General features: G+C 56.9%; 19 protein-coding genes and 1 pseudogene. 2 read left to right on the top strand and 18 right to left on the bottom strand.

What is annotated here, in order from left to right; all coding sequences use genetic code 11:
* The first annotated feature begins 7 nt into the window (after nt 1–7).
* Nucleotides 8–269, top strand: a pseudogene (locus tag ACJU26_RS00645) (ribbon-helix-helix domain-containing protein).
* Here ACJU26_RS00645 and ACJU26_RS00640 read toward each other — a convergent pair.
* The 15 genes from ACJU26_RS00640 to ACJU26_RS00570 form a co-directional block, all read right to left on the bottom strand.
* Nucleotides 230–1,504, bottom strand: a complete 1,275-nt coding sequence (locus tag ACJU26_RS00640) for a dihydroorotase (RefSeq protein ID WP_414040641.1) — start codon at nt 1,502–1,504, stop codon at nt 230–232. The pseudogene ACJU26_RS00645 and the gene ACJU26_RS00640 sit on opposite strands and share 40 nt — an antisense overlap.
* Nucleotides 1,497–2,495 (bottom strand): aspartate carbamoyltransferase catalytic subunit, encoded by a 999-nt coding sequence (locus tag ACJU26_RS00635; RefSeq protein WP_414040640.1) that lies wholly within the window; start codon nt 2,493–2,495, stop codon nt 1,497–1,499. The genes ACJU26_RS00640 and ACJU26_RS00635 overlap by 8 nt, the downstream gene beginning before the upstream one ends.
* Complete coding sequence (gene pyrR, locus ACJU26_RS00630; RefSeq protein ID WP_414040639.1) at nt 2,492–3,001, bottom strand: bifunctional pyr operon transcriptional regulator/uracil phosphoribosyltransferase PyrR; 510 nt, start codon at nt 2,999–3,001, stop codon at nt 2,492–2,494. The genes ACJU26_RS00635 and pyrR overlap by 4 nt, the downstream gene beginning before the upstream one ends.
* Nucleotides 2,998–3,429 (bottom strand): Holliday junction resolvase RuvX, encoded by a 432-nt coding sequence (ruvX, locus tag ACJU26_RS00625; RefSeq protein WP_414040638.1) that lies wholly within the window; start codon nt 3,427–3,429, stop codon nt 2,998–3,000. The genes pyrR and ruvX overlap by 4 nt, the downstream gene beginning before the upstream one ends.
* Nucleotides 3,422–3,982: a YqgE/AlgH family protein gene (locus tag ACJU26_RS00620; protein WP_414040637.1), complete on the bottom strand. Its 561-nt coding sequence runs from the start codon at nt 3,980–3,982 to the stop codon at nt 3,422–3,424. The genes ruvX and ACJU26_RS00620 overlap by 8 nt, the downstream gene beginning before the upstream one ends.
* A gap of 58 nt (nt 3,983–4,040) precedes the next feature.
* Nucleotides 4,041–4,982 (bottom strand): glutathione synthase, encoded by a 942-nt coding sequence (gshB, locus tag ACJU26_RS00615; RefSeq protein WP_414040636.1) that lies wholly within the window; start codon nt 4,980–4,982, stop codon nt 4,041–4,043.
* Nucleotides 4,979–6,289: a glutamate--cysteine ligase gene (gene gshA, locus ACJU26_RS00610; protein ID WP_414040635.1), complete on the bottom strand. Its 1,311-nt coding sequence runs from the start codon at nt 6,287–6,289 to the stop codon at nt 4,979–4,981. The genes gshB and gshA overlap by 4 nt, the downstream gene beginning before the upstream one ends.
* Nucleotides 6,286–7,458, bottom strand: coding sequence for a citrate synthase (locus ACJU26_RS00605; RefSeq protein ID WP_414040634.1), 1,173 nt, complete (start codon nt 7,456–7,458; stop codon nt 6,286–6,288). Before ACJU26_RS00605 ends, gshA begins: the two co-directional genes overlap by 4 nt.
* 175 nt (nt 7,459–7,633) lie before the next feature.
* Nucleotides 7,634–7,984 carry an iron-sulfur cluster insertion protein ErpA gene (gene erpA, locus ACJU26_RS00600; protein ID WP_414041902.1) on the bottom strand — a complete coding sequence of 117 codons (351 nt, stop codon included), beginning with the start codon at nt 7,982–7,984 and terminating at the stop codon, nt 7,634–7,636.
* Between the two features lie 123 nt (nt 7,985–8,107).
* A complete protein-coding gene (locus ACJU26_RS00595) occupies nt 8,108–8,581 on the bottom strand; it encodes a phosphate-starvation-inducible PsiE family protein (protein ID WP_414040633.1) in 474 nt (157 codons plus the stop codon).
* Between the two features lie 4 nt (nt 8,582–8,585).
* Nucleotides 8,586–11,219 (bottom strand): FAD-dependent oxidoreductase, encoded by a 2,634-nt coding sequence (locus ACJU26_RS00590; RefSeq protein ID WP_414040632.1) that lies wholly within the window; start codon nt 11,217–11,219, stop codon nt 8,586–8,588.
* A gap of 93 nt (nt 11,220–11,312) precedes the next feature.
* Nucleotides 11,313–12,293, bottom strand: coding sequence for an alpha-ketoacid dehydrogenase subunit beta (locus ACJU26_RS00585; protein WP_414040631.1), 981 nt, complete (start codon nt 12,291–12,293; stop codon nt 11,313–11,315).
* Nucleotides 12,286–13,266: a pyruvate dehydrogenase (acetyl-transferring) E1 component subunit alpha gene (gene pdhA / locus ACJU26_RS00580; protein ID WP_414040630.1), complete on the bottom strand. Its 981-nt coding sequence runs from the start codon at nt 13,264–13,266 to the stop codon at nt 12,286–12,288. Before pdhA ends, ACJU26_RS00585 begins: the two co-directional genes overlap by 8 nt.
* Nucleotides 13,267–13,718: 452 nt before the next feature.
* Entirely contained in the window at nt 13,719–14,267 is a 549-nt protein-coding gene (locus ACJU26_RS00575; protein ID WP_414040629.1) for an OmpA family protein, read from the bottom strand.
* A 79-nt stretch (nt 14,268–14,346) separates the two neighbouring features.
* Nucleotides 14,347–15,552, bottom strand: coding sequence for an outer membrane beta-barrel protein (locus ACJU26_RS00570; RefSeq protein WP_414040628.1), 1,206 nt, complete (start codon nt 15,550–15,552; stop codon nt 14,347–14,349).
* Between ACJU26_RS00570 and ACJU26_RS00565 the strand changes: the two genes are divergently transcribed.
* Nucleotides 15,523–15,756: a hypothetical protein gene (locus ACJU26_RS00565; RefSeq protein ID WP_414040627.1), complete on the top strand. Its 234-nt coding sequence runs from the start codon at nt 15,523–15,525 to the stop codon at nt 15,754–15,756. The genes ACJU26_RS00570 and ACJU26_RS00565 overlap by 30 nt on opposite strands.
* 46 nt (nt 15,757–15,802) lie before the next feature.
* Here ACJU26_RS00565 and ACJU26_RS00560 read toward each other — a convergent pair whose 3' ends face one another.
* From ACJU26_RS00560 to argC, 3 genes are all read right to left on the bottom strand, one after another.
* On the bottom strand, nt 15,803–16,078 hold the full coding sequence (locus ACJU26_RS00560; RefSeq protein ID WP_414040626.1) for a hypothetical protein: 276 nt from the start codon (nt 16,076–16,078) through the stop codon (nt 15,803–15,805).
* Between the two features lie 56 nt (nt 16,079–16,134).
* Nucleotides 16,135–16,539 (bottom strand): hypothetical protein, encoded by a 405-nt coding sequence (locus ACJU26_RS00555; protein ID WP_414040625.1) that lies wholly within the window; start codon nt 16,537–16,539, stop codon nt 16,135–16,137.
* A 304-nt stretch (nt 16,540–16,843) separates the two neighbouring features.
* Entirely contained in the window at nt 16,844–17,878 is a 1,035-nt protein-coding gene (gene argC / locus ACJU26_RS00550; RefSeq protein ID WP_414040624.1) for an N-acetyl-gamma-glutamyl-phosphate reductase, read from the bottom strand.
* Between the last annotated feature and the right edge of the window lie 29 nt (nt 17,879–17,907).

Below are 17,907 nucleotides of genomic sequence, written 5' to 3'. Positions count from 1 at the left end.
CTCCAAGGTGCGCTGGAACATCGCCGTGTCGTCAGACACCGCGATCAGTCTGTCCGCCTGTTCCTTGCATCGCAAGACGGCGGCCGCAAGGGCGGCCTGTCGCGTTTCATCGAGCAGGCGGTACGCACCTACATCTTCGAGTGTGCCGTTGAGGAGGCCAAGGGGGGAACGCCAACGTGAGCGAGGCCGATTTGACCGCTATCATGAACGAAGCCATGCAACGAGCACGTCAGCCCCGATACACCATGCTCCCACCCACCAGGGTATAACGCACCCGACCCCGTAAATCCCACTGCGCATAGGGGAGGTTGCGACCGCGACTGGCGCCGGAAACAGGATTCAGGGTAAACACGGCCTCGGGATCAAACAGGCAGATATCGGCGGCACTGCCGACTTGCAGCGTGGGTGAAGGCAACCCCAGGGCCTCGGCGGGACCGGTGCTCAGCAATTTCAGGGCGTTCATCAAGGTGAGCAGGCCATCGTCCACCAGGCGCAAGGTCAGGGGCAATAGCCACTCAATGGCACTGATGCCAAAGGGTGCCTGAATGAAAGTCATCCCCTCACGATCAATCCCCCAGGGACAATGATCACTACTGATGGCGGTGATTGCCCCTGCTGCCAGCGCACGCCGCAAGGCATCCCGCTCGGCAAGGGAACGCAGGGGCGGCAACACCTTGGCATGGACGTTGAAATAGCCCACATCCTGCTCACTGAGAAGCAGATGATGAATGCTCACCCCACAGTGGACCGCTTCACCCCTTTGCCGGGCGGCCTGAACCGCCGCAACGGCCGCAGCCGTACTGAGCTGAGGGAAGAATACCGGGCAAGCACTCAGCGCCGCCACCGCCATATCCCGCTGGATACCCACCAGTTCCGCTGCGGCACTTCGTCCCGGGAGTCCCAGACGCATGCTCAAGCCACTCTCGTTCATGACCCCCTGGGCTGCCAGATCCGCATCTTCTGGATGCAGCAATACGGGAAGCCCGAGGTCAGCGGCGTAGCTCAGCGCCAAACGGAGCAAGGCGGCATTGTGGATGGGTTCCTTGGCCTGACTGAACACCAGGGCACCCGCCTCTTGCAGTGCCGCCATTTCACTCAATGACTGTCCCTGCAGCCCCATGCTCAGGGCGCCACTCACATGCACACGCGCCAAACCCAGGGAATCGGCCAAGAGCCGCTGCTCCTGAAGCACCGCAGGCGTATCGGCAACCGGCTGGGTGTCGGGGCGCAGAACCACCTGGGTGACGCCACCGGCCACCGCCGCCCGCAATTCGCTGGCCAGATCCCCGTCCCGTCCATGACCGGGACTATGCCCCTGAAAACTGCTCTCAACAAATCCGGGGCAAGCGATCAGGCCGCTACCATCCAGAATTTCCTCGGCCTGAAAATCCTGGGCAACAGGGCCTCTTGTCGTGATTTTTCCGTCCTCAATCCCCAGGTCGGTGATGGCATCGAAGCCATCACCGGGGTCCAGCACGCGCACATTGCGGATGATTCTACGCATGGCTTTCTCCTCCACCCGCCGCGCCCGCGAGGAGCGCCAGCACCGCCATGCGCACCGCCAATCCATGGGAAACCTGCTGCAAAATGACGGCCTGATGACCGTCCGCCACTTCCGAGGCGATTTCCACGCCACGATTCATGGGGCCGGGATGCAGCACCAGGGCGTGGGGCTGCGCCCACTGCAAACGCTCCGGGGTCAGGCCAAAACGGCGATGAAATTCATCCAGACTGGGCAGGCGGTGGGATTCCATGCGCTCCTTCTGCAGGCGCAGGGCACAGATAACGTCCACCCCCCGCAAGCCCTCCTGCAAGTCGTGATATACATGCACACCCAGGGCAGCAAGCTCCTTGGGGACCAAAGTCCTGGGTCCGATGACCCGGATTTCCGGACAACCCAGAATGGACAAGGCATGAATCTGGGATCGGGCCACCCGCGAATGCAGGATGTCGCCGACTATCGCCACTACTCGCCCTTCAATGGGGCCGGCCAGACGACGAATGGTGAACACATCCAACAGCGCCTGGGTCGGGTGGGCATGCTGACCATCACCGGCATTGATGACCAGCGCCGAGTCCCCCAGATGGCGGGCGATGAGATGGGCCGCTCCCGCCTCCGGATGCCGAATCACGAAACCATCCACCTGCATGGCCATGAGATTATCGACGGTGTCGATGAGGGATTCGCCCTTGCTGGCACTGCTGGTACTGACGGCGATATTCAGCACATCCGCAGAAAGCCGTTTGGCCGCCAGCTCAAAGGTGCTGCGGGTCCGGGTGCTGTTCTCAAAAAACAGATTGACGATGGTTTTTCCCCGCAGGGTGGGCGTTTTTTTGACGCTACGCTGGGCAATGCCCAGAAAAGATTCTGCGGTATCCAGAATCTGCAACAAGTCCCGTTCATGCAGCCCCTCCGTATTGAGCAGATGGCGCAAGCGTCCCTGGGTATCATATTGAGGATTCCCGTCTCCCAGGCGAAAAGTCTGGAGGTTCATGAAACGCTCCTCGGAACTGCCAGCAATTCCAGGCGCAAAGGATCAGGCCCCCGCAACTTGATTTGACCGCCCGCCGCCGCATTGAGGCGCAGGGCGGCAATATCGGCAGACACCGGTAATTCGTGACCACCACGATCCACCAGCACGGCCAGAAGCACCCTGGCAGGGCGGCCATAATCAAAAATCTCGTTGAGGGCCGCGCGGATGGTGCGCCCGGTATACAGGACGTCATCCACCAGAATGATAGAGCGGCCATCCACATCAAAGGGAATATCCGAGGCGCGCACCTGCGGGTGCAGCCCTATCTGGCTGAAATCATCCCGGTAGAAGGAAATATCCAGCCGCCCCAGCGTGGTCTTCAGGCCCAGGGCACGATGCAGTGTCTGGGCGACCCAGACCCCGCCGGTAAAAATCCCGATCATGGCCGTCTGCTCGGGATCCACACGCGGACGCAAATCCCGAACCATCCCTTCCAACAGGGTGCTCACATCCCAATCTGCGTTCATTGGATGCCCCCGAGATCCTGAAAAGTCTGAAGAATTTCGCAGGCCGCCGCCTGATCCAAAAGTTGGGCGCGTTTTTTGGAGGAAAAGGCCTGTTCTTTCAGCATGATTTCTGCGGAATGGCTGCTCAGGCGCTCATCCACCCAAAGCATGGGCAAGGGAAAACGACGCTGCAGGCGCTCGGCAAAATTGCGCACCCGTCGCACCATCAACCCTTCACTCCCGTCCATATTCAGGGGCAAACCCAAAACCACAGCACGCGGCTGCCACTCCTTGAAGACCCGCGCAAAGCCCTCCCAGTCCGGGCCAGCCTCGCCATTGCGCAGGGTAGTCACTCCCTGGGGGGGGAGCCCGGATTCTCCCAACACGGCAACACCAATGCGCCGCTCGCCAAAATCAATACCGAGCAACGGCCCCGAAACTTCAGGCATGACCCGCAGCACCACTGAGCAGGCGCATATCCACCCCTATGGAACGCGCCGCAGCCTGCCAGCGTTCGCTGGCAGGCAAATCGAAGATGACCTGCATATCCAGAGGACCATGCAGCCAGGCATTGGCTTTCAATTCTTCTTCCAGTTGCTGCGCGCCCCAACCGGCATAACCCAGTGTCAACAAATAACGCTGGGGCTCCTCATGCTGGGCAATGGCCTGAAGAATGTCCGGAGAACTGGTCAGCGCCAGGTCCCCATTAATTTCCAGACTGGAGAGCCACTCTCCCCGAGGGCTGTGCAAAATGAAGCCGTGCTGCGGCTGCACCGGTCCGCCCCAATAGACAGGACGGTGGATCATTTCTTCAGAAGGCTGGATATCCACGGCCCTGAGCGCATCGGCCATATTGATATCCACGAGGCGGTTAATGACCACCCCCATGGCACCTTCGGGACTGTGCTCACAGACCACGATAACCGTCCGGTCAAAAATGCCATCATGCAGTGCCGGCATGGCGATGAGGAGATGATTCTTAAGTGAAGAGAAAGTCATCATGCGACTATCATACGGGTTTTTGGAGCAAAACGGCAGATTATACCTGCGGGAGGCTGGATCATCCCTGCCCCTGCTCCAGACGCTGCCAGAGCAATTCGGCGGCATCCACCCCGAAAAAACGGCGGATTTCCCGGGCCCCGGTGGGGCTGGTGACATTGATTTCCGTCACATAGCCACCAATCACATCCAGCCCGACAAACAGCAGACCTGCCGCACGTAGGGCCGGCCCCAGGGCCGCGCAGATTTCCCGATCACGCTCACTGAGTTCGGCCGCCACCGCCGTAGCCCCTGCCACCAGATTTCCCCGGAAATCCTTTTCCGAAGGCACACGCAGCATGGCTCCCGGAACCGGCTGGCCATCCACCAGCAGAATCCGCTTGTCGCCTTCACGAATGGCGGGAATGTAGCGTTGCGCCATGACATAATGCTGTCCCCATCCGGTCACCGTTTCGAGGATACTCCCGACATTGCGGTCTTGCCGATGAAGATAAAACACCCCTTCACCGCCCCGCGCCGAAAGGGGCTTGACGACGACTTCCCCATGCTCGGACAGAAAGGCGCGTAGATCGCCCAGGTCGCGACTGACCAGCAAGGGCGGCAAAAACTCCGGGAAATGCAGGGCATACAATTTTTCATTGGCATTGCGCAGGCTCACCGGGTTATTCACCACCCAGGTACCCGCATGTTCCAGTAGATAACAGGCGGTCAGATATTCCAGATCCACCGGCGGATCCTTGCGCATGAGCACCACATCCATTTCGGCCAGGGGCCGTACTTCAACGGCGGCCAGGGTCGCATAGTCGCCATTTTCATCCCGCACCGTCACGGCGCGCAGCCGCGCCCAGACCTTGCCATCGCGCATGAACAAATCCGGCAGACCAAACACCCAGCACTGATGCCCGCGTGCCTGCGCCGCCAGCAACATGGCAAAGGTCGTGTCCTTGGCAGGTTTGATCCCGGAGATGGGATCCATGAGAATCGCCGCTTGCAATGTTGTCACGGATTCGCTCCCAGGTCTTGCTGCTGACGCCAGTCGGCCATTTCCCGAGCCGCCGCGACCAGAGTCAGACGGGCAATCACGCCATAGGCATAATAGCGATTGACCGGAGCATCGGGCGGCGATTTCCGGCAGGTCAATATACAAGGCTCGCCAAAAGCCATGGGCTCGAAATGCGCTCCCGGGGCGTTCAGATTTTCATCCCGGCCACGCCCGGTATGTACCCGATAGAATCCGCCCAGCACCTGCTGACCCACCATGTACACCACCGGTTCAGCCACCGCTTCCTCGGCGGTTTGCTCAAAGGTATAGACACCCTCTTGAATGAACACGTCGCTGACAGCTAAGCCTTCCTTGCTTTTGGCCATGCGCGTCCGTTCCTTGCGGTTGAGGTCCAGGAACTCCGCTCCGGAATAGGCGGTCATGATCCCCATGCCATAAGTGCCGGCATCGGCTTTGACAATGACAAAAGGACGCTGGGTGATGCCATAGTGGGCATAGCGCTCACGCGTCAGATCCAGAACGGCATCCACATTGGCGACCAGACAATCACGACCCTCGGCGCGCATGAAATCAATGCCCTGACAGCGCCGGAAAAAAGGATCAATCAGCCATGGATCAATATCAATGACCTCCGCCAGCTCATGGGCAGCAGCTCGGTAGTGGGCAAAGTGCTGGGACTTGCGCCGGGACCGCCACCCCGCTGCCAGTGGCGGGGAAATGGGCTGTTCCAGATTTTCGAGAATTTCCGGCACGCCGCCCGACAAATCGTTATTGAGTAAAATCAGTTGCGGATCAAACCCTGCTGCCCGCAAGCGTCTCCCCTCACGAAAAATGGGTTCCAGCAGCAAGACGTTACCAGAAGGCAGATCATAGGCGGTCCGCTCTTCGAGCAACAAAGAACCGACCCTGACCTCCAACCCGGCCATTTCCAGCAACTCCCGCAATTTCGCCACATTTTCCAGGTAAAACAAATTACGGGTGTGATTTTCCGGGATCAGTAACAGTCGCTCCAATCCCGGATGATATTGATTCAGATAATGCTGAATGGCGGACACATAGAGCGAAGAAAATTCGGGGTTGAGGTTATTGAAGCCCGCCGAAAACAGGTTGGTATCCACCGGTGCCAATTTGAATCCGGAGTTGCGCAAATCCACGGAGGCGTAAAAGGGTGCCGGCGTCGTCTGGAACTGGCCGCGAAACCAGCGCTCAATGGCTGACTGCCCGGCAATCAGATGTCGCTCGATATCCAATAAGGCCTCGGTACGCTCCGTGGCGAGGAGGGGGATGTTTTGCAAAACTTCGGTCATGTCTGGACCTGATTCCTTTTGTCAATAGCCACATACTGACGTGGACTTGCCCCGTTATAAACCTGAGTGGGGCGGAATATCCGATTATCGGCCAATTGCTCCCGCCAATGGGCCAGCCAGCCTGCGGAACGGGCCATGGCGAAAATGGGTGTAAACAAATCGGCCTTGATGCCCATTTCGTGGTAAAGCACGCCGGAGTAGAAATCCACATTGGCATGAATACCCTTGGGACCAAGCCTTTCTGTCGCCAACTTTTCGACTTCCATGGCGATTTCAAAAAGCTGACTGTGGCGCAGTTGACCATTGCTGGCCAATTTTTCCATCATCTCCTTGAGAATGGCCGCACGCGGATCACGGGTTTTATACACCCGGTGACCAAAGCCCCAGATTTTTTCCTTATGGGCCATTTTCGCGTCCAGGTAGGTGGCAACCCGGGCAACACTGCCAATTTCTTCCAGCATCTCCACCACCTTCTGGTTGGCACCACCATGCAACGGACCCGCCAGGGTACCAATGGCACCGCCAATCACATGATAGGGATTGGTGAGTGTCGAGCCAGTGACCAGCACCGAAAAGGTACTGGCATTGATGGTGTGTTCGGCATGGAGAATCAGACAGGAATCGAGAATTTTTGCCAGCTCGGGGTTGGGCTCACGGCCGGAAAGCATGTACAGGAAATTGGCGGCGTGATTCAAATCCGTGCGCGGGACAATGGGGTCATTGCCAAAGCGCATCTGCTCCCACATGGCAACAATAGTCGGCATGCGGGCGATAATGCGCATGGCCATGGCATCCAGATGCGGGGTATTTTCCCGCTCGGCATCGGAAAGTTCCTGCTGTGGATAAAACATGCCCAGACTGGCTACGGCGCAGTGCAGCATATCCATGGGATGTCCGGTGACCGGCATGAATTTCATGATTTCCCGCACATTGTATTTGACTTGGCGATGGCTGCGCAGCCCTTGGTCAAAGGCCTCCAGATCGCTGGCATTCGGCAGTTCCCCGTCGAGAAGGAGCAAGGCTACTTCTTCAAAGCTGCTGTGGGTCACCAGATCATCAATCGCGTAACCACGATAGCTTAACAAACCTGCCGCGCCGTCTATGTGAGAAATACTGGAGTGGGTTGCCGCCACCCCTTCCAGACCGGGAGCCACGTTCGTATCCGCCATGTCGAACTCCTTTTATTCTGATCAGTCCTGCATCCAGGCATCGTCAGGTCATGCACCATCAGCCGCTACTGATCGGGGCACAGAACAGCAGTCGGTGCTTATCATCATAACGCGCCGGAAAAATAAAAGGGAGGCCGCGAGCCTCCCCAGGAGCAATTTTTAGCTGCCCGGATGGTCAGGCAGAAAAAGAAGATCCACAACCACAGGTGGTGGTCGCATTCGGATTCTTGATCACAAACTGCGCGCCTTCCAGGCCTTCGCTGTAATCAATTTCAGCGCCCACGAGGTACTGATAACTCATGGGGTCAATGAGAAGGCTGACCCCAAACTGCTGGACCTCCGTGTCACCCTCGTTCATGTTTTCATCAAAGGTGAAGCCATACTGGAAACCGGAGCAACCACCGCCGGTCACGAAAACACGCAGCTTGAGGTTTTCAGAACCTTCCTCTTCAATGAGAGCGCTGATTTTATCCGCCGCATTTTGGGTCAGGGTCATTACTGGAGGAATGGAATCCAGATTGGTCATTGTTTCAGTTGCTGTGCTCATTGTGCATAACTCCATGCGCTGCAGCGCGTCGTTCAGTGGATACCCGACTATTTTGCTCGCTTTTTGGGGGTAGCGTCAAGCTGTGGGAACAAAATGCCTGCTTCAATCTCTTTCGGGAGACTGCGGGGCGTACTTCACGGCAGCCACCCGCGCAGCGATCAAAACCGCCAGGAGGATGGCTGTCGCCATGAGATCCATGGGTCCGAGACGATGGGCGTAAAGACCAATGAACAGCTCGCGCAGGACAAATACAATGGCTACTTCCGACAACACCCGCAGGCGAATACGATGAAACTCCAGATAATCCGTAAACGTCCGAAACAATTCGATGAGCACGAACACGGAAAGCACGTCGGCCACGAGACCCTGAATGGCCGCTTCTTCGCGAAAGGACAGGAAGGTTTCATAGACGTCCCAGACCACGCCCACCACCGAGGCAGCCAAGGTCAGCAGCATGACAAAAATCAGCAGCACCACGATGAGATCGAGAAAGCGTTCGTAGAAGCGCAGGATACGCCCGCGCAAGCCACTGATGCCTAAAACTGGCCGGGATTCCTCAAGACCCGGCTTGGTCAAGACGTCATCCTGCCGCCCGGGCCGAGCGCCGCAAACGCGAGAGCAGACGTCTGGCCATTTCGCCAAAGAGCTCGGTCTGGGTCGGATGGGGATGAATGGCTTCGCCCACCTGCTCCAGAGTCAAGCCAGCGCTGACCATCATGACCGCCTCGCCCACCAACAGATCCGCATGATCCGCAAGTAAATGCACACCCACAATCCGGTGGCTGATCTTGTCGGCGATCATTTTGATCAGACCATCGGTTTCGCCGGTCATCATGGCCTTGGCGTCGATGCTCATGGGTACCTTGACCTCGGTCACATCCATCCCGGCGGCCTTGGCCTGTTCCAGGGAAAGTCCCACAAAGGCACATTGAGGCCTGGTGAAGGTCACGCCGCTATCTTTGGCCGCATCATAGCGGGCTGTATGTCCGAGCAAATTGGCCGCAGCCACCCGCCCCTGCTGACTCGCCGTATGGGCCAGCATGTAACCACCCACCACATCCCCCACCGCATAAATGTGCGAGGCACTGGTCTGTCCCGTGGCACTTGCGGCAATGGCACCGCGCTCCGCCAGAGTCACGCCCGCAGCGGGCAAATTCAGGGCACTGGGATCAGGACGCTTGCCCGTGGCCACCAGGAGTAGGTCGCAGGCATGATGGGTGTCGGTTTCACCGACCTGATAATGAATATCCAGAGCACCGGGCTTGCCGGATATTTCCTGCACCTTGACGCTGGTCAGAACCTGCAGACGCGGGCTGTTATGGGCCAAGGCCTTCATCAGCTGCTCGGCGACTTCCTTTTCCATTTCGGCAACGGGTCGGGGCAGCGCTTCCAGCACCAGCACCTCGGCACCAAAATCATGGAACATCTGGGCCATTTCCATTCCGATGGCACCCGCGCCGATCACGCACAGCCGCTTGGGGGGGTGGGCAAGATCCCAGACCGTATCCGAAGTGACGGCAGCGCCGCTCTGCAATGCCTCCTGCACCCCCGGAATGGGCGGCACAAAAGCGGGGGCGCCGGTAGCGATGACACAGGCTCCGAAACTGAGATGACGCGCATCCTTGCCGCTGATTTCGACACTGTGCTCACCAGTGAAGCGGGCGGTTCCTTCGAGTACCTGAATTTTCATGCCTTGGTCAGTTTTTAGAGCCATTTCCCCGCGCGTCTGCAGAATACCCCGCCGGTATTTTTCCAGTTGGGCCCAATCCAGCTTCGGGGTCCCCATCTGCAGCCCCATGGCGGCATCATGTTCCCGATCCCGGATCCGGTCTGCTGCAGCCCGCCAGGCCTTGGAGGGAATGCAACCCCGCCACAGGCATTCACCACCGGGATAAGGGGCGTTGTTGACCATGGCTACCTTGATGCCATTTTCGACCAGTTCGCGGGCGCAATCTTCGCCTCCGGGACCAGCACCAATGACCAGTACCTGGACATCATAGTCCCCCTCGGGAATGGGTGTCGCCGTTTCCAGCCAGCTTTCCGGGTGCTCGATGGCTTTTTTGAGATCATTGAGAAATACTGCCGCTTCCGCCCCGTTCACCACCCGATGATCGGCGGTAATGGTAATCGGCATCCCTTCCGGGCCATTACCGGCGATGGCAATGATGGCCGCCGTGCCCGGGGTGACGATGGCATCAAACTGGGTAATGCCATACATCCCCATATTGGAAATGGTAAAGGTAGGATGGGTGTATTCGGGAGGACTGAGCCGGCGTTTACGGGCTCTTTCCACCAAAGGCGTCCAGTCCTGTTGAAGTTGTTCCAACGCCTTGCTCTCCACCGAACGCAGCACCGGCACCACCAGCCCGCCATCTTCGGTGGTCGCCGCAATGCCAATGTCATGCTGGGCGCGTTCCACAATCTTGTCGGTCGGCTGATAGGCGGCATTCACCAGGGGATGCTTTGCCAATGCCTGGGATGCAGCCTTGGCAATAGCCACGGTCAGAGATACCTTGTGGGCCTTGGCGGCGCGCATGAGTGCTTCCGGCTTGGCTTTGACGGTGACGTGAAACACCGGAATGCTGAGGGAAGCTTCCATCGCCTGGCTGATGGCTTTTTCAATGGCGCTCATCGCCCGGCCATCTCCCGGCACCCCTGGCTCCGGCACGCGGGCGCCGGCCATGACGGGAACGGAGCGGCGGGCAGTGGCGGACATCACATCGGCGCCGACAATCACCCCTGCCGGCCCGCTACCCTGCAGTTGATTCAGATCCACACCTTGCTGTCCCGCCAGTTGGCGGGCAAAAGGACTGGCTGTTCCCTGCTGGGGACGGGGTGCAGGGTGAGCCCCGGGAACTCGCGGGGGCACCACTTCCGTGCCGGATGGCTGAGGAGCGCTGCTTACGGCAGACGCAGTCTCGGCGACCGGCTGTGGAGTCGAGGAACCACTGGTATCTCGCACCTGATCGGCCGATGCCACCAACCAGGCAATGGCTTCACCTACGGGAACCACCGTATCCACCGCGACGCGGGGACCGGAAAGATAGCCTTCACGAAACACCTCCACATCCATGATGGCCTTGTCGGTTTCGATGGTGGCCACCACATCCCCACGCTGGATTTTATCGCCCACGGACTTTTCCCAGGAAACCAGCACGCCTTCGGTCATGGTATCGGTCAGTTGTGGCATCTTGATGACGTAAGGTTCAGCCATGTTTCACCCTGTTTGAGAATTTCTAAATCAGAACCAATCCGCTCCCCCGTCTGCAGCGACGGGGGCGGCCAGCATGTTCAAAAATGGACGGCCTTAGCGACCGAACATCTTCTTGACGGCAGCGAGCACATCCCCCGCATTGGGAATGGCCGCCTTTTCCAGATGACGATTATACGGAATGGGAACATCCAGCGCATGCACCCGCACCGGCGCCGCGTCCAGATCAAAAAAGCATTCTTCATTGATGATGGCGATGACTTCCGAACCAACGCCCACCGGTGCCTCGTCTTCTTCCACAATGATGGCGCGATGGGTTTTGCGCACACTGGCCGCAATGCCCGCGCGATCCAGTGGTTTCAGGGCGCGCAAGTCAATGACTTCGGCATCAATACCATATTCGCTGGCGAGCTTTTGCGCCGCATCCAGCGCCCAGTGGACACTGATGTTGTAGGCAAAAATGCTGACATCCTTACCTGGACGCATGATTTCCACCCCTTCCAGGGGTGTGAAAAATTCTTCATCGGGGACTTCGCCCTTGAGGTTGTACATGCTTTCATGTTCGATGATCACCACCGGATCATCACAACGGACGGCACTTTTCAGCAAGCCGTAGGCATCCCGAGGCGTTGCAGGGGTCACTACCCGCAAACCGGAAATACCCATGAACACTTTTTCCATTCGTGCCGAGTGCTGGGCACCCAACTGATGCGCCGTCCCACCGGGAAGCCGCAAGACGAAGGGACAACGAATCCGTCCACCGGACATGTAATGGATTTTAGCGGCGTTGTTCATGAGCTGATCCATGGCCAGCCAGGCAAAATTGACGCTCATGATTTCGACGATGGGACGGGCACCCACCATGGCTGCACCGATGCCAATACCGGTATAGCTGTTTTCGGAAATAGGGGTATCGACAACCCGCTGTTCACCATATTTGGCAAAAAGTCCTGAAGTCGCCTTGTAGGTACCGCCAGCGACACCAATATCCTCACCCATGGCAAATACCAGCGGGTCACGCGCCATTTCTTCATCGTGGGCGCGCAGAATTCCCTGCCAATACATCAATTCAGCCATGGTTATTGACTCCTTCGGTATAGACATAACGCGCTACATCTTCGACGCGCGGTTCCGGACACTCCAGTGCGTAACGCACCACCTCGTTCTCGATTTCATCCTGGATGGCTTTGTCCATGGCATGGAATTCCTCTTCCGTCACCACCCCGGCCTCCACCAGACGGCGCTTGTAAATGCCGATAGGATCACGCTGTGCCCATTCTTCCACTTCTTCCTTACTGCGATAGGCGCCGGAGTCCGACATGGAATGTCCCCGCAAACGATAGGTCATGAGTTCCAGAAAATACGGCTTGCGCTGCTCGCGCACATAATTGACGGCTTTCTCGGCGTGGGACATGACAATGTCGATATCCTGTCCGTCACATTGCGCCGCCTCGATACCATAAGGCGCCACCCGCTTGTACTGGTTGATTTCCACCGTGGAGCGCTCGATGGCCGTACCAATGCCATAGAGGTTGTTTTCGCAGATGAAGAGGACGGGCAACTTCCAGAGGCTCGCCATGTTCATGGTTTCATGAAAGGTGCCCTGATTGTTGGCACCATCTCCCAGAAAACAGATGGAAATTTCCCGACCGCCACGCAACTGGATGACCTTGGCAAAACCCGCCGCCAGGGGGAAGGGTCCACCCACCAACGCGTAACCGCCCATGAAATGCACATCGGGATCAAACAGATGCATGGAACCACCGCGCCCCTTGGAGCAACCCGCTTCTTTCCCAAACAGCTCGGCCATCAGCGCCTTGGGATCCATACCGGATTTGAGGGCATGGATGTGATCCCGGTAGCCGGTCACCACATAGTCAGAACCGGTCTGGGCTTTCTCCAGAACGCCGATGGCACAGGCTTCTTCACCCGGATAGAGGTGTAAAAAACCGCCAATCTGGCGTTCGTGATAGGCCTCCGCACAGCGTTCTTCAAAGCGGCGGGCAAAAAGCATTTCACGCAACAGGCGCTTCTGGTCCGTGGCGTCCATGGTCCTCCCAGACAAAGTTAATGGACCACGTTGGCAAACGTGGTCGCAGTGAAAATTTCAGTCAAAGTCTTGGGAATGATGGCCTAGGCTGGCGTAAAGCGTCAAGAGCCGAGCAGCACAGCGAACATTTATCACAGCCCCCAGAACAGCTTGCCATACAAATAATGGGCGGTTCCCCGCCCATGAATGCCGCTTAAAGGAGCCTGCACACATACCACAACCGCTCGATCTGGATACCCAATAAATTCACAGCAATATGAGTGCCAACCCTGGATACAGAGAGATCGCCTTGTTTACCGAAAATTCATAGCAATCTTGACTCAGATACGCTGCGCTATTGCACAATATGGGCAACCTTTTCCCCCAAATAGGGAGATCATCTGCTTGAATATGGTTGATTAAAAACCCCCTTGACGTCCATCAAGCGGGTTGCCGCCATGACTTCACAGTGCTTATTTTACCGTGCTGCGCACCATGACACTGGAATTGATTTCAACACGCTGATTTTTGAACCGACCTTCCGGGGTTTTGTTACTGGCAATGGGGTCTTCGTAGGAGTGACCTTTCACGGTCATCCGGTCCGCAGCCACACCCCGATTTTCCAGATAGGTCGCCACACTGCCAGCACGACCCTTGGAAAGTTTGTAGTTGTAGGCATAGCTTCCGGTTTTACTGCAATACCCATTAATATCCAGGGTCGCATCCGGATGCATTTTGGCAAAATTCGCCACCTTATCGAGAACCGCAATATCCGTTCCCATCAACTGAGCAGAACCGGTCTTGAAATTGATGCCTGTGATGGTAATGGGCTTACTGATCAGGACCGTTTTTTCCACCGGGGCGATGGGAGCAGGCGGGGGTGGCGGGGTGGGTGCGGAAACCACCGGGGCCACTGGAGCCGGGCCCGCCGGGCAGGGGGTCACCTCATAGAGGCCACAGCCCGAGGCGGCCAGCAGCCCTCCTGAAAGCAGTAATTTGATGAATGGCGCGGAATTTTTCATGTTTCGTCTCTCCTGAATACAAAATATGTGTTTTTAGAGCCACCACGCAGCAGCGCGGCCCTATGTAGATTCCTTGTCTTTAGAACATAAAGCCGGTTTCGACCATTCCGCGTAATTGGTTGGTGTTGGTGCCATCCGCTCCGGAGAAGCCGTAACCTGATGGCGTGGAAGCCGTCACATAGGACAATTCTGCCCGCGCGAAAAAGCCGCCGTCTTGATAGGTCGGCGTAAGAGTGATGGACCAGGCGTGGGAATCGGCAGGAAGGCCTGTGAGTGTAGAGGCAATACTATTGCTATTCAGTCCATAGCCCAGCGGCCCACCCACATGCAGATATTCTGCACGGGCCCCCAGAGAAACCGTCTTGGTGAAACTGTAGTCTGCCAGCAGGGCACCACCATAATTGTCAAAGGAGTGATCCACACCCAAAGCAGGCGCTGAGGGGGTGTGCATATACTGGAAATAAGGCTCGATCATCCATGGCCCGGAGCTATATTCATATTCAATACCATAAATCTGGCTTTCATTGCCGATGGGACTGTAAGCGGCATCATTGGAAGTCAGGCGGGATTTACCCAAGGAACCTTGGCCGTAAATACTGACTGTATTCGAGCCGTTAATGGCGTAGCTGAGCAATCCGCTGAGTACGTTATAGCGATTAGAGAAATAACCATCGGTCCAGGCAAGCGAAGCACTAACCGGGCCAGCACTGGCATTGAACTGGATACCACGGCTGATAATGGGCTCCATATCCCACAGCAGGCCACGCTCGATATTGATATTCTGATAGGTAAAAGCACTTTCAGCACCGATGAGCGTGGGTAGTTGCCCGATTTCCATGGAATAGTTAGAAGATGGTGCGATTTTTAAATAGGCTACTGGCAATGCCCCGAACAAATTGATGTCATTGGTCGCTGAAGGGATGGGTTCTGCTAAAGTTGGGAAGCTGTAGGCACCAGCCTGAATGTAAAACTGGATAGGCCCATTTTCTTTCTGGATGATCACCATCCCGTTAGTGATAGAAGCACCCACCCGCTTTGCTCCTAATAACCCAGCCAAATCAGCCTCAGTGTCTCCACCTCCCGGAGGATTATCCTGATAAAAAGCCATGCCGCTGGCCACGCCTTGCACGTCCAGCTGCCCCAAGGGGCCGGCACAGAATTTCAGGGGGTTCGGCAAGGCTAATGGGCTGGCATTGGCAACACCGGCGATGAGGGGAAGACCCACACACAAACTGGCGAGGATGGCACGACGGAAATGACGATTTTTGCTGTTGTAGCGCGACATGTTGACTCCTTAGGTATGTATGAAAAAATCAAACCTGTTGCCAAAAAAGCAAAATACATGCCCAGTAATTCATGGCCAACAAAAAATAAAATTGTCATTACTAAACAGCATGATGATCATACCAATCCCTACAAACAGAGCAATCACCAGCACCAAAAAGGGGCGGCACGCACCTTTATTGTGCAATCAACCCTCGGCCCATAAAAAACCCGGCACACGACCGGGTTTCTTTCACCAGAACCAATAAAGGCTAATTGCCGTTCAATGTTCTCTCAATGTTGGGCAGGGCGGCACCTACACCTGCGCCTACCGCGCCACCCACTGCGGCACCAACAGCGGGATTGCCTGCAGCCACCGTACCCAGCACTGCACCGCCAGCAGCACCAATAGCGCCACCACTCAACGCCCGCTGTCCGGTAGGACTCATATTGGCGCAGCCGCTCAGGGCAAGCACACACAACGGAATAATCAACCAGCCACTTCTTCTGGAGCGATGCTCCATCATTTGCACCTTTTTCTTCATCATCACTTCTCCTCTACTCCATACTTGCTCAACGTGCCGCGCGCTTGGCTTACCCACAGTCAATGCCTCCAGCCATCATCATGGCGCCAACGTCCCGCCCAGGGAGGTGGGCCGTGATGTTGCCATGGCCGGGGGCGGTAAAAGCGAATGGGGGCCGGCTGCACATAATAACCGGGTGCCGGAAAAGCCAAGGGCGGAGGGGGTGGAGGTGGCGGCACCGGAACATAATACACACGACGAGGCGGCGGTACGTAATATACCGGCGGGGGAGCATACATCGGAGCCGCATAATATCCCGGGTTATTCCCGAGAAACACACTCAGGCCCGGGACCGCAACGCCCAGAGATAAATCACTATCCGCCCAGGCGGGGCGACTCACTGCCGCAAAAAGCACCGCAAATACCACTGTAAACAGCGTCCATAGCGGCAAGCGATGAACAAATACTATCCCTCTATTTTCCATGGGTTCTCCTTGAGCCATCCGACTCATCCAGACACTGGCCTTCGCCGAAAATCATCGGGAGCTTTCCCTTAATTATCGGAGCAACCCTACGTAAAAGCAAGAATCTTGCCAGATTACCTTCCCTGTTTTTTCAGCCAGTTACCCAAACATCCTGTAGCCAAATTGCCACAAAAATCGCCCACAAACCCAAAAGTAGCGGATTTTTATGGGGTTGCTTTGTCGCCCATATCGTGAATCATTCAGAATCGATCACGCGTCCTTTGCTGGGACTTCACGGCATACAAGGCCTGACCTATTGAACACCCTATGGCAGCAAAGCAATTTGTGTCAATCCGGCAGTTTCGGGCAAGGCAAACAAGCGGTTCATGTTCTGAACGGCCTGGCCGGCCGCACCTTTGACCAGATTATCAATCACCGACAACACCACGACCTGCCCGGGTCTGGGCTGATGAACGGCAATACGACAAACATTGGCGCCACGCACGGAACGGGTGGCGGGATGACTGCCAAAAGGCATGACATCCACAAAAGCTTCCTGTGCGTAACGCTCTGCAAACACCGCCTGCAAGTCGGCATCGCTCAAGGGCTGCCACAAGCGTCCGTAGAGGGTGGCATGAATGCCGCGAATCATGGGCATGAGATGCGGGGTAAACTGCAACTCTATGCCATCTCCACTGATGTCCGAGAGAATCGCCTCGATTTCCGGACGATGCCGGTGACCACTGACACCATAGGCACTCACGCTATCGGCGGCTTCGGGGACGATCAGGTGCACCTTTCCGGCACGCCCCGCACCACTGACGCCGGATTTGCAATCGGCCACCAAGGTTTCCTGCTGCAGCAATCCCGCCTCCAGCAAGGGGGCAAATCCCAGGATGACCGCCGTGGGATAGCATCCGGGATTGGCAATCAGACGAGACCGGGCAATAGTCTCCCGATAATATTCTGGTAGTCCGTAGCGCGCTTCACGGAGCGTATCCGGGGCGCGATGCGCCATGCCATACCACTGCGCAAACAACTCAGGGTCCGGCAAACGAAAATCTGCACCAAGATCAATCACCCGGACATCCTGCGCCAATAGTTCGGGGGCACTGTCCATGGCCACTCCATGGGGAGTGGCAAAAAATACGACATCCAGTTTCGCCAGCGCCTGCGGGTCGGGAGGGGTATAGCAAAGGTCACACACTCCGCGCAGGTTGGGGAAATGCGCATCTACCCTTTCCCCGGCTTCAGCGCGGGAAGTGATCACCTGCACTTCCACTTCGGGATGGGGAAGCAACAAGCGCAACAACTCCACTCCGGTGTACCCGGTACCCCCCACAATTCCTGCCCGAATCATGTCATTTGTCCTTTATTACCGTGAACCGA

It is taken from the genome of Acidithiobacillus sp. M4-SHS-6 (assembly GCF_047421495.1).
Lineage (GTDB): Bacteria > Pseudomonadota > Gammaproteobacteria > Acidithiobacillales > Acidithiobacillaceae > Acidithiobacillus.
The sequence above is the reverse complement of the archived record's forward strand: the minus strand, read 5'-3'. Positions and strand labels throughout refer to the sequence as shown.

What these genes read in the sequence shown, in the direction of transcription:
- ACJU26_RS00640 (WP_414040641.1), bottom strand. Translation starts at nt 1,504, where the DNA reads ATGCGTAGAATCATCCGCAATGTGCGCGTGCTGGACCCCGGTGATGGC.
- ACJU26_RS00635 (WP_414040640.1), bottom strand. Translation starts at nt 2,495, where the DNA reads ATGAACCTCCAGACTTTTCGCCTGGGAGACGGGAATCCTCAATATGAT.
- pyrR (WP_414040639.1), bottom strand. Translation starts at nt 3,001, where the DNA reads ATGAACGCAGATTGGGATGTGAGCACCCTGTTGGAAGGGATGGTTCGG.
- ruvX (WP_414040638.1), bottom strand. Translation starts at nt 3,429, where the DNA reads ATGCCTGAAGTTTCGGGGCCGTTGCTCGGTATTGATTTTGGCGAGCGG.
- ACJU26_RS00620 (WP_414040637.1), bottom strand. Translation starts at nt 3,982, where the DNA reads ATGATGACTTTCTCTTCACTTAAGAATCATCTCCTCATCGCCATGCCG.
- gshA (WP_414040635.1), bottom strand. Translation starts at nt 6,289, where the DNA reads ATGACCGAAGTTTTGCAAAACATCCCCCTCCTCGCCACGGAGCGTACC.
- ACJU26_RS00605 (WP_414040634.1), bottom strand. Translation starts at nt 7,458, where the DNA reads ATGGCGGATACGAACGTGGCTCCCGGTCTGGAAGGGGTGGCGGCAACC.
- erpA (WP_414041902.1), bottom strand. Translation starts at nt 7,984, where the DNA reads ATGACCAATCTGGATTCCATTCCTCCAGTAATGACCCTGACCCAAAAT.
- ACJU26_RS00590 (WP_414040632.1), bottom strand. Translation starts at nt 11,219, where the DNA reads ATGGCTGAACCTTACGTCATCAAGATGCCACAACTGACCGATACCATG.
- ACJU26_RS00585 (WP_414040631.1), bottom strand. Translation starts at nt 12,293, where the DNA reads ATGGCTGAATTGATGTATTGGCAGGGAATTCTGCGCGCCCACGATGAA.
- pdhA (WP_414040630.1), bottom strand. Translation starts at nt 13,266, where the DNA reads ATGGACGCCACGGACCAGAAGCGCCTGTTGCGTGAAATGCTTTTTGCC.
- ACJU26_RS00575 (WP_414040629.1), bottom strand. Translation starts at nt 14,267, where the DNA reads ATGAAAAATTCCGCGCCATTCATCAAATTACTGCTTTCAGGAGGGCTG.
- ACJU26_RS00565 (WP_414040627.1), top strand. Translation starts at nt 15,523, where the DNA reads ATGACGATTTTTGCTGTTGTAGCGCGACATGTTGACTCCTTAGGTATG.
- ACJU26_RS00570 (WP_414040628.1), bottom strand. Translation starts at nt 15,552, where the DNA reads ATGTCGCGCTACAACAGCAAAAATCGTCATTTCCGTCGTGCCATCCTC.
- ACJU26_RS00560 (WP_414040626.1), bottom strand. Translation starts at nt 16,078, where the DNA reads ATGATGAAGAAAAAGGTGCAAATGATGGAGCATCGCTCCAGAAGAAGT.
- ACJU26_RS00555 (WP_414040625.1), bottom strand. Translation starts at nt 16,539, where the DNA reads ATGGAAAATAGAGGGATAGTATTTGTTCATCGCTTGCCGCTATGGACG.
- argC (WP_414040624.1), bottom strand. Translation starts at nt 17,878, where the DNA reads ATGATTCGGGCAGGAATTGTGGGGGGTACCGGGTACACCGGAGTGGAG.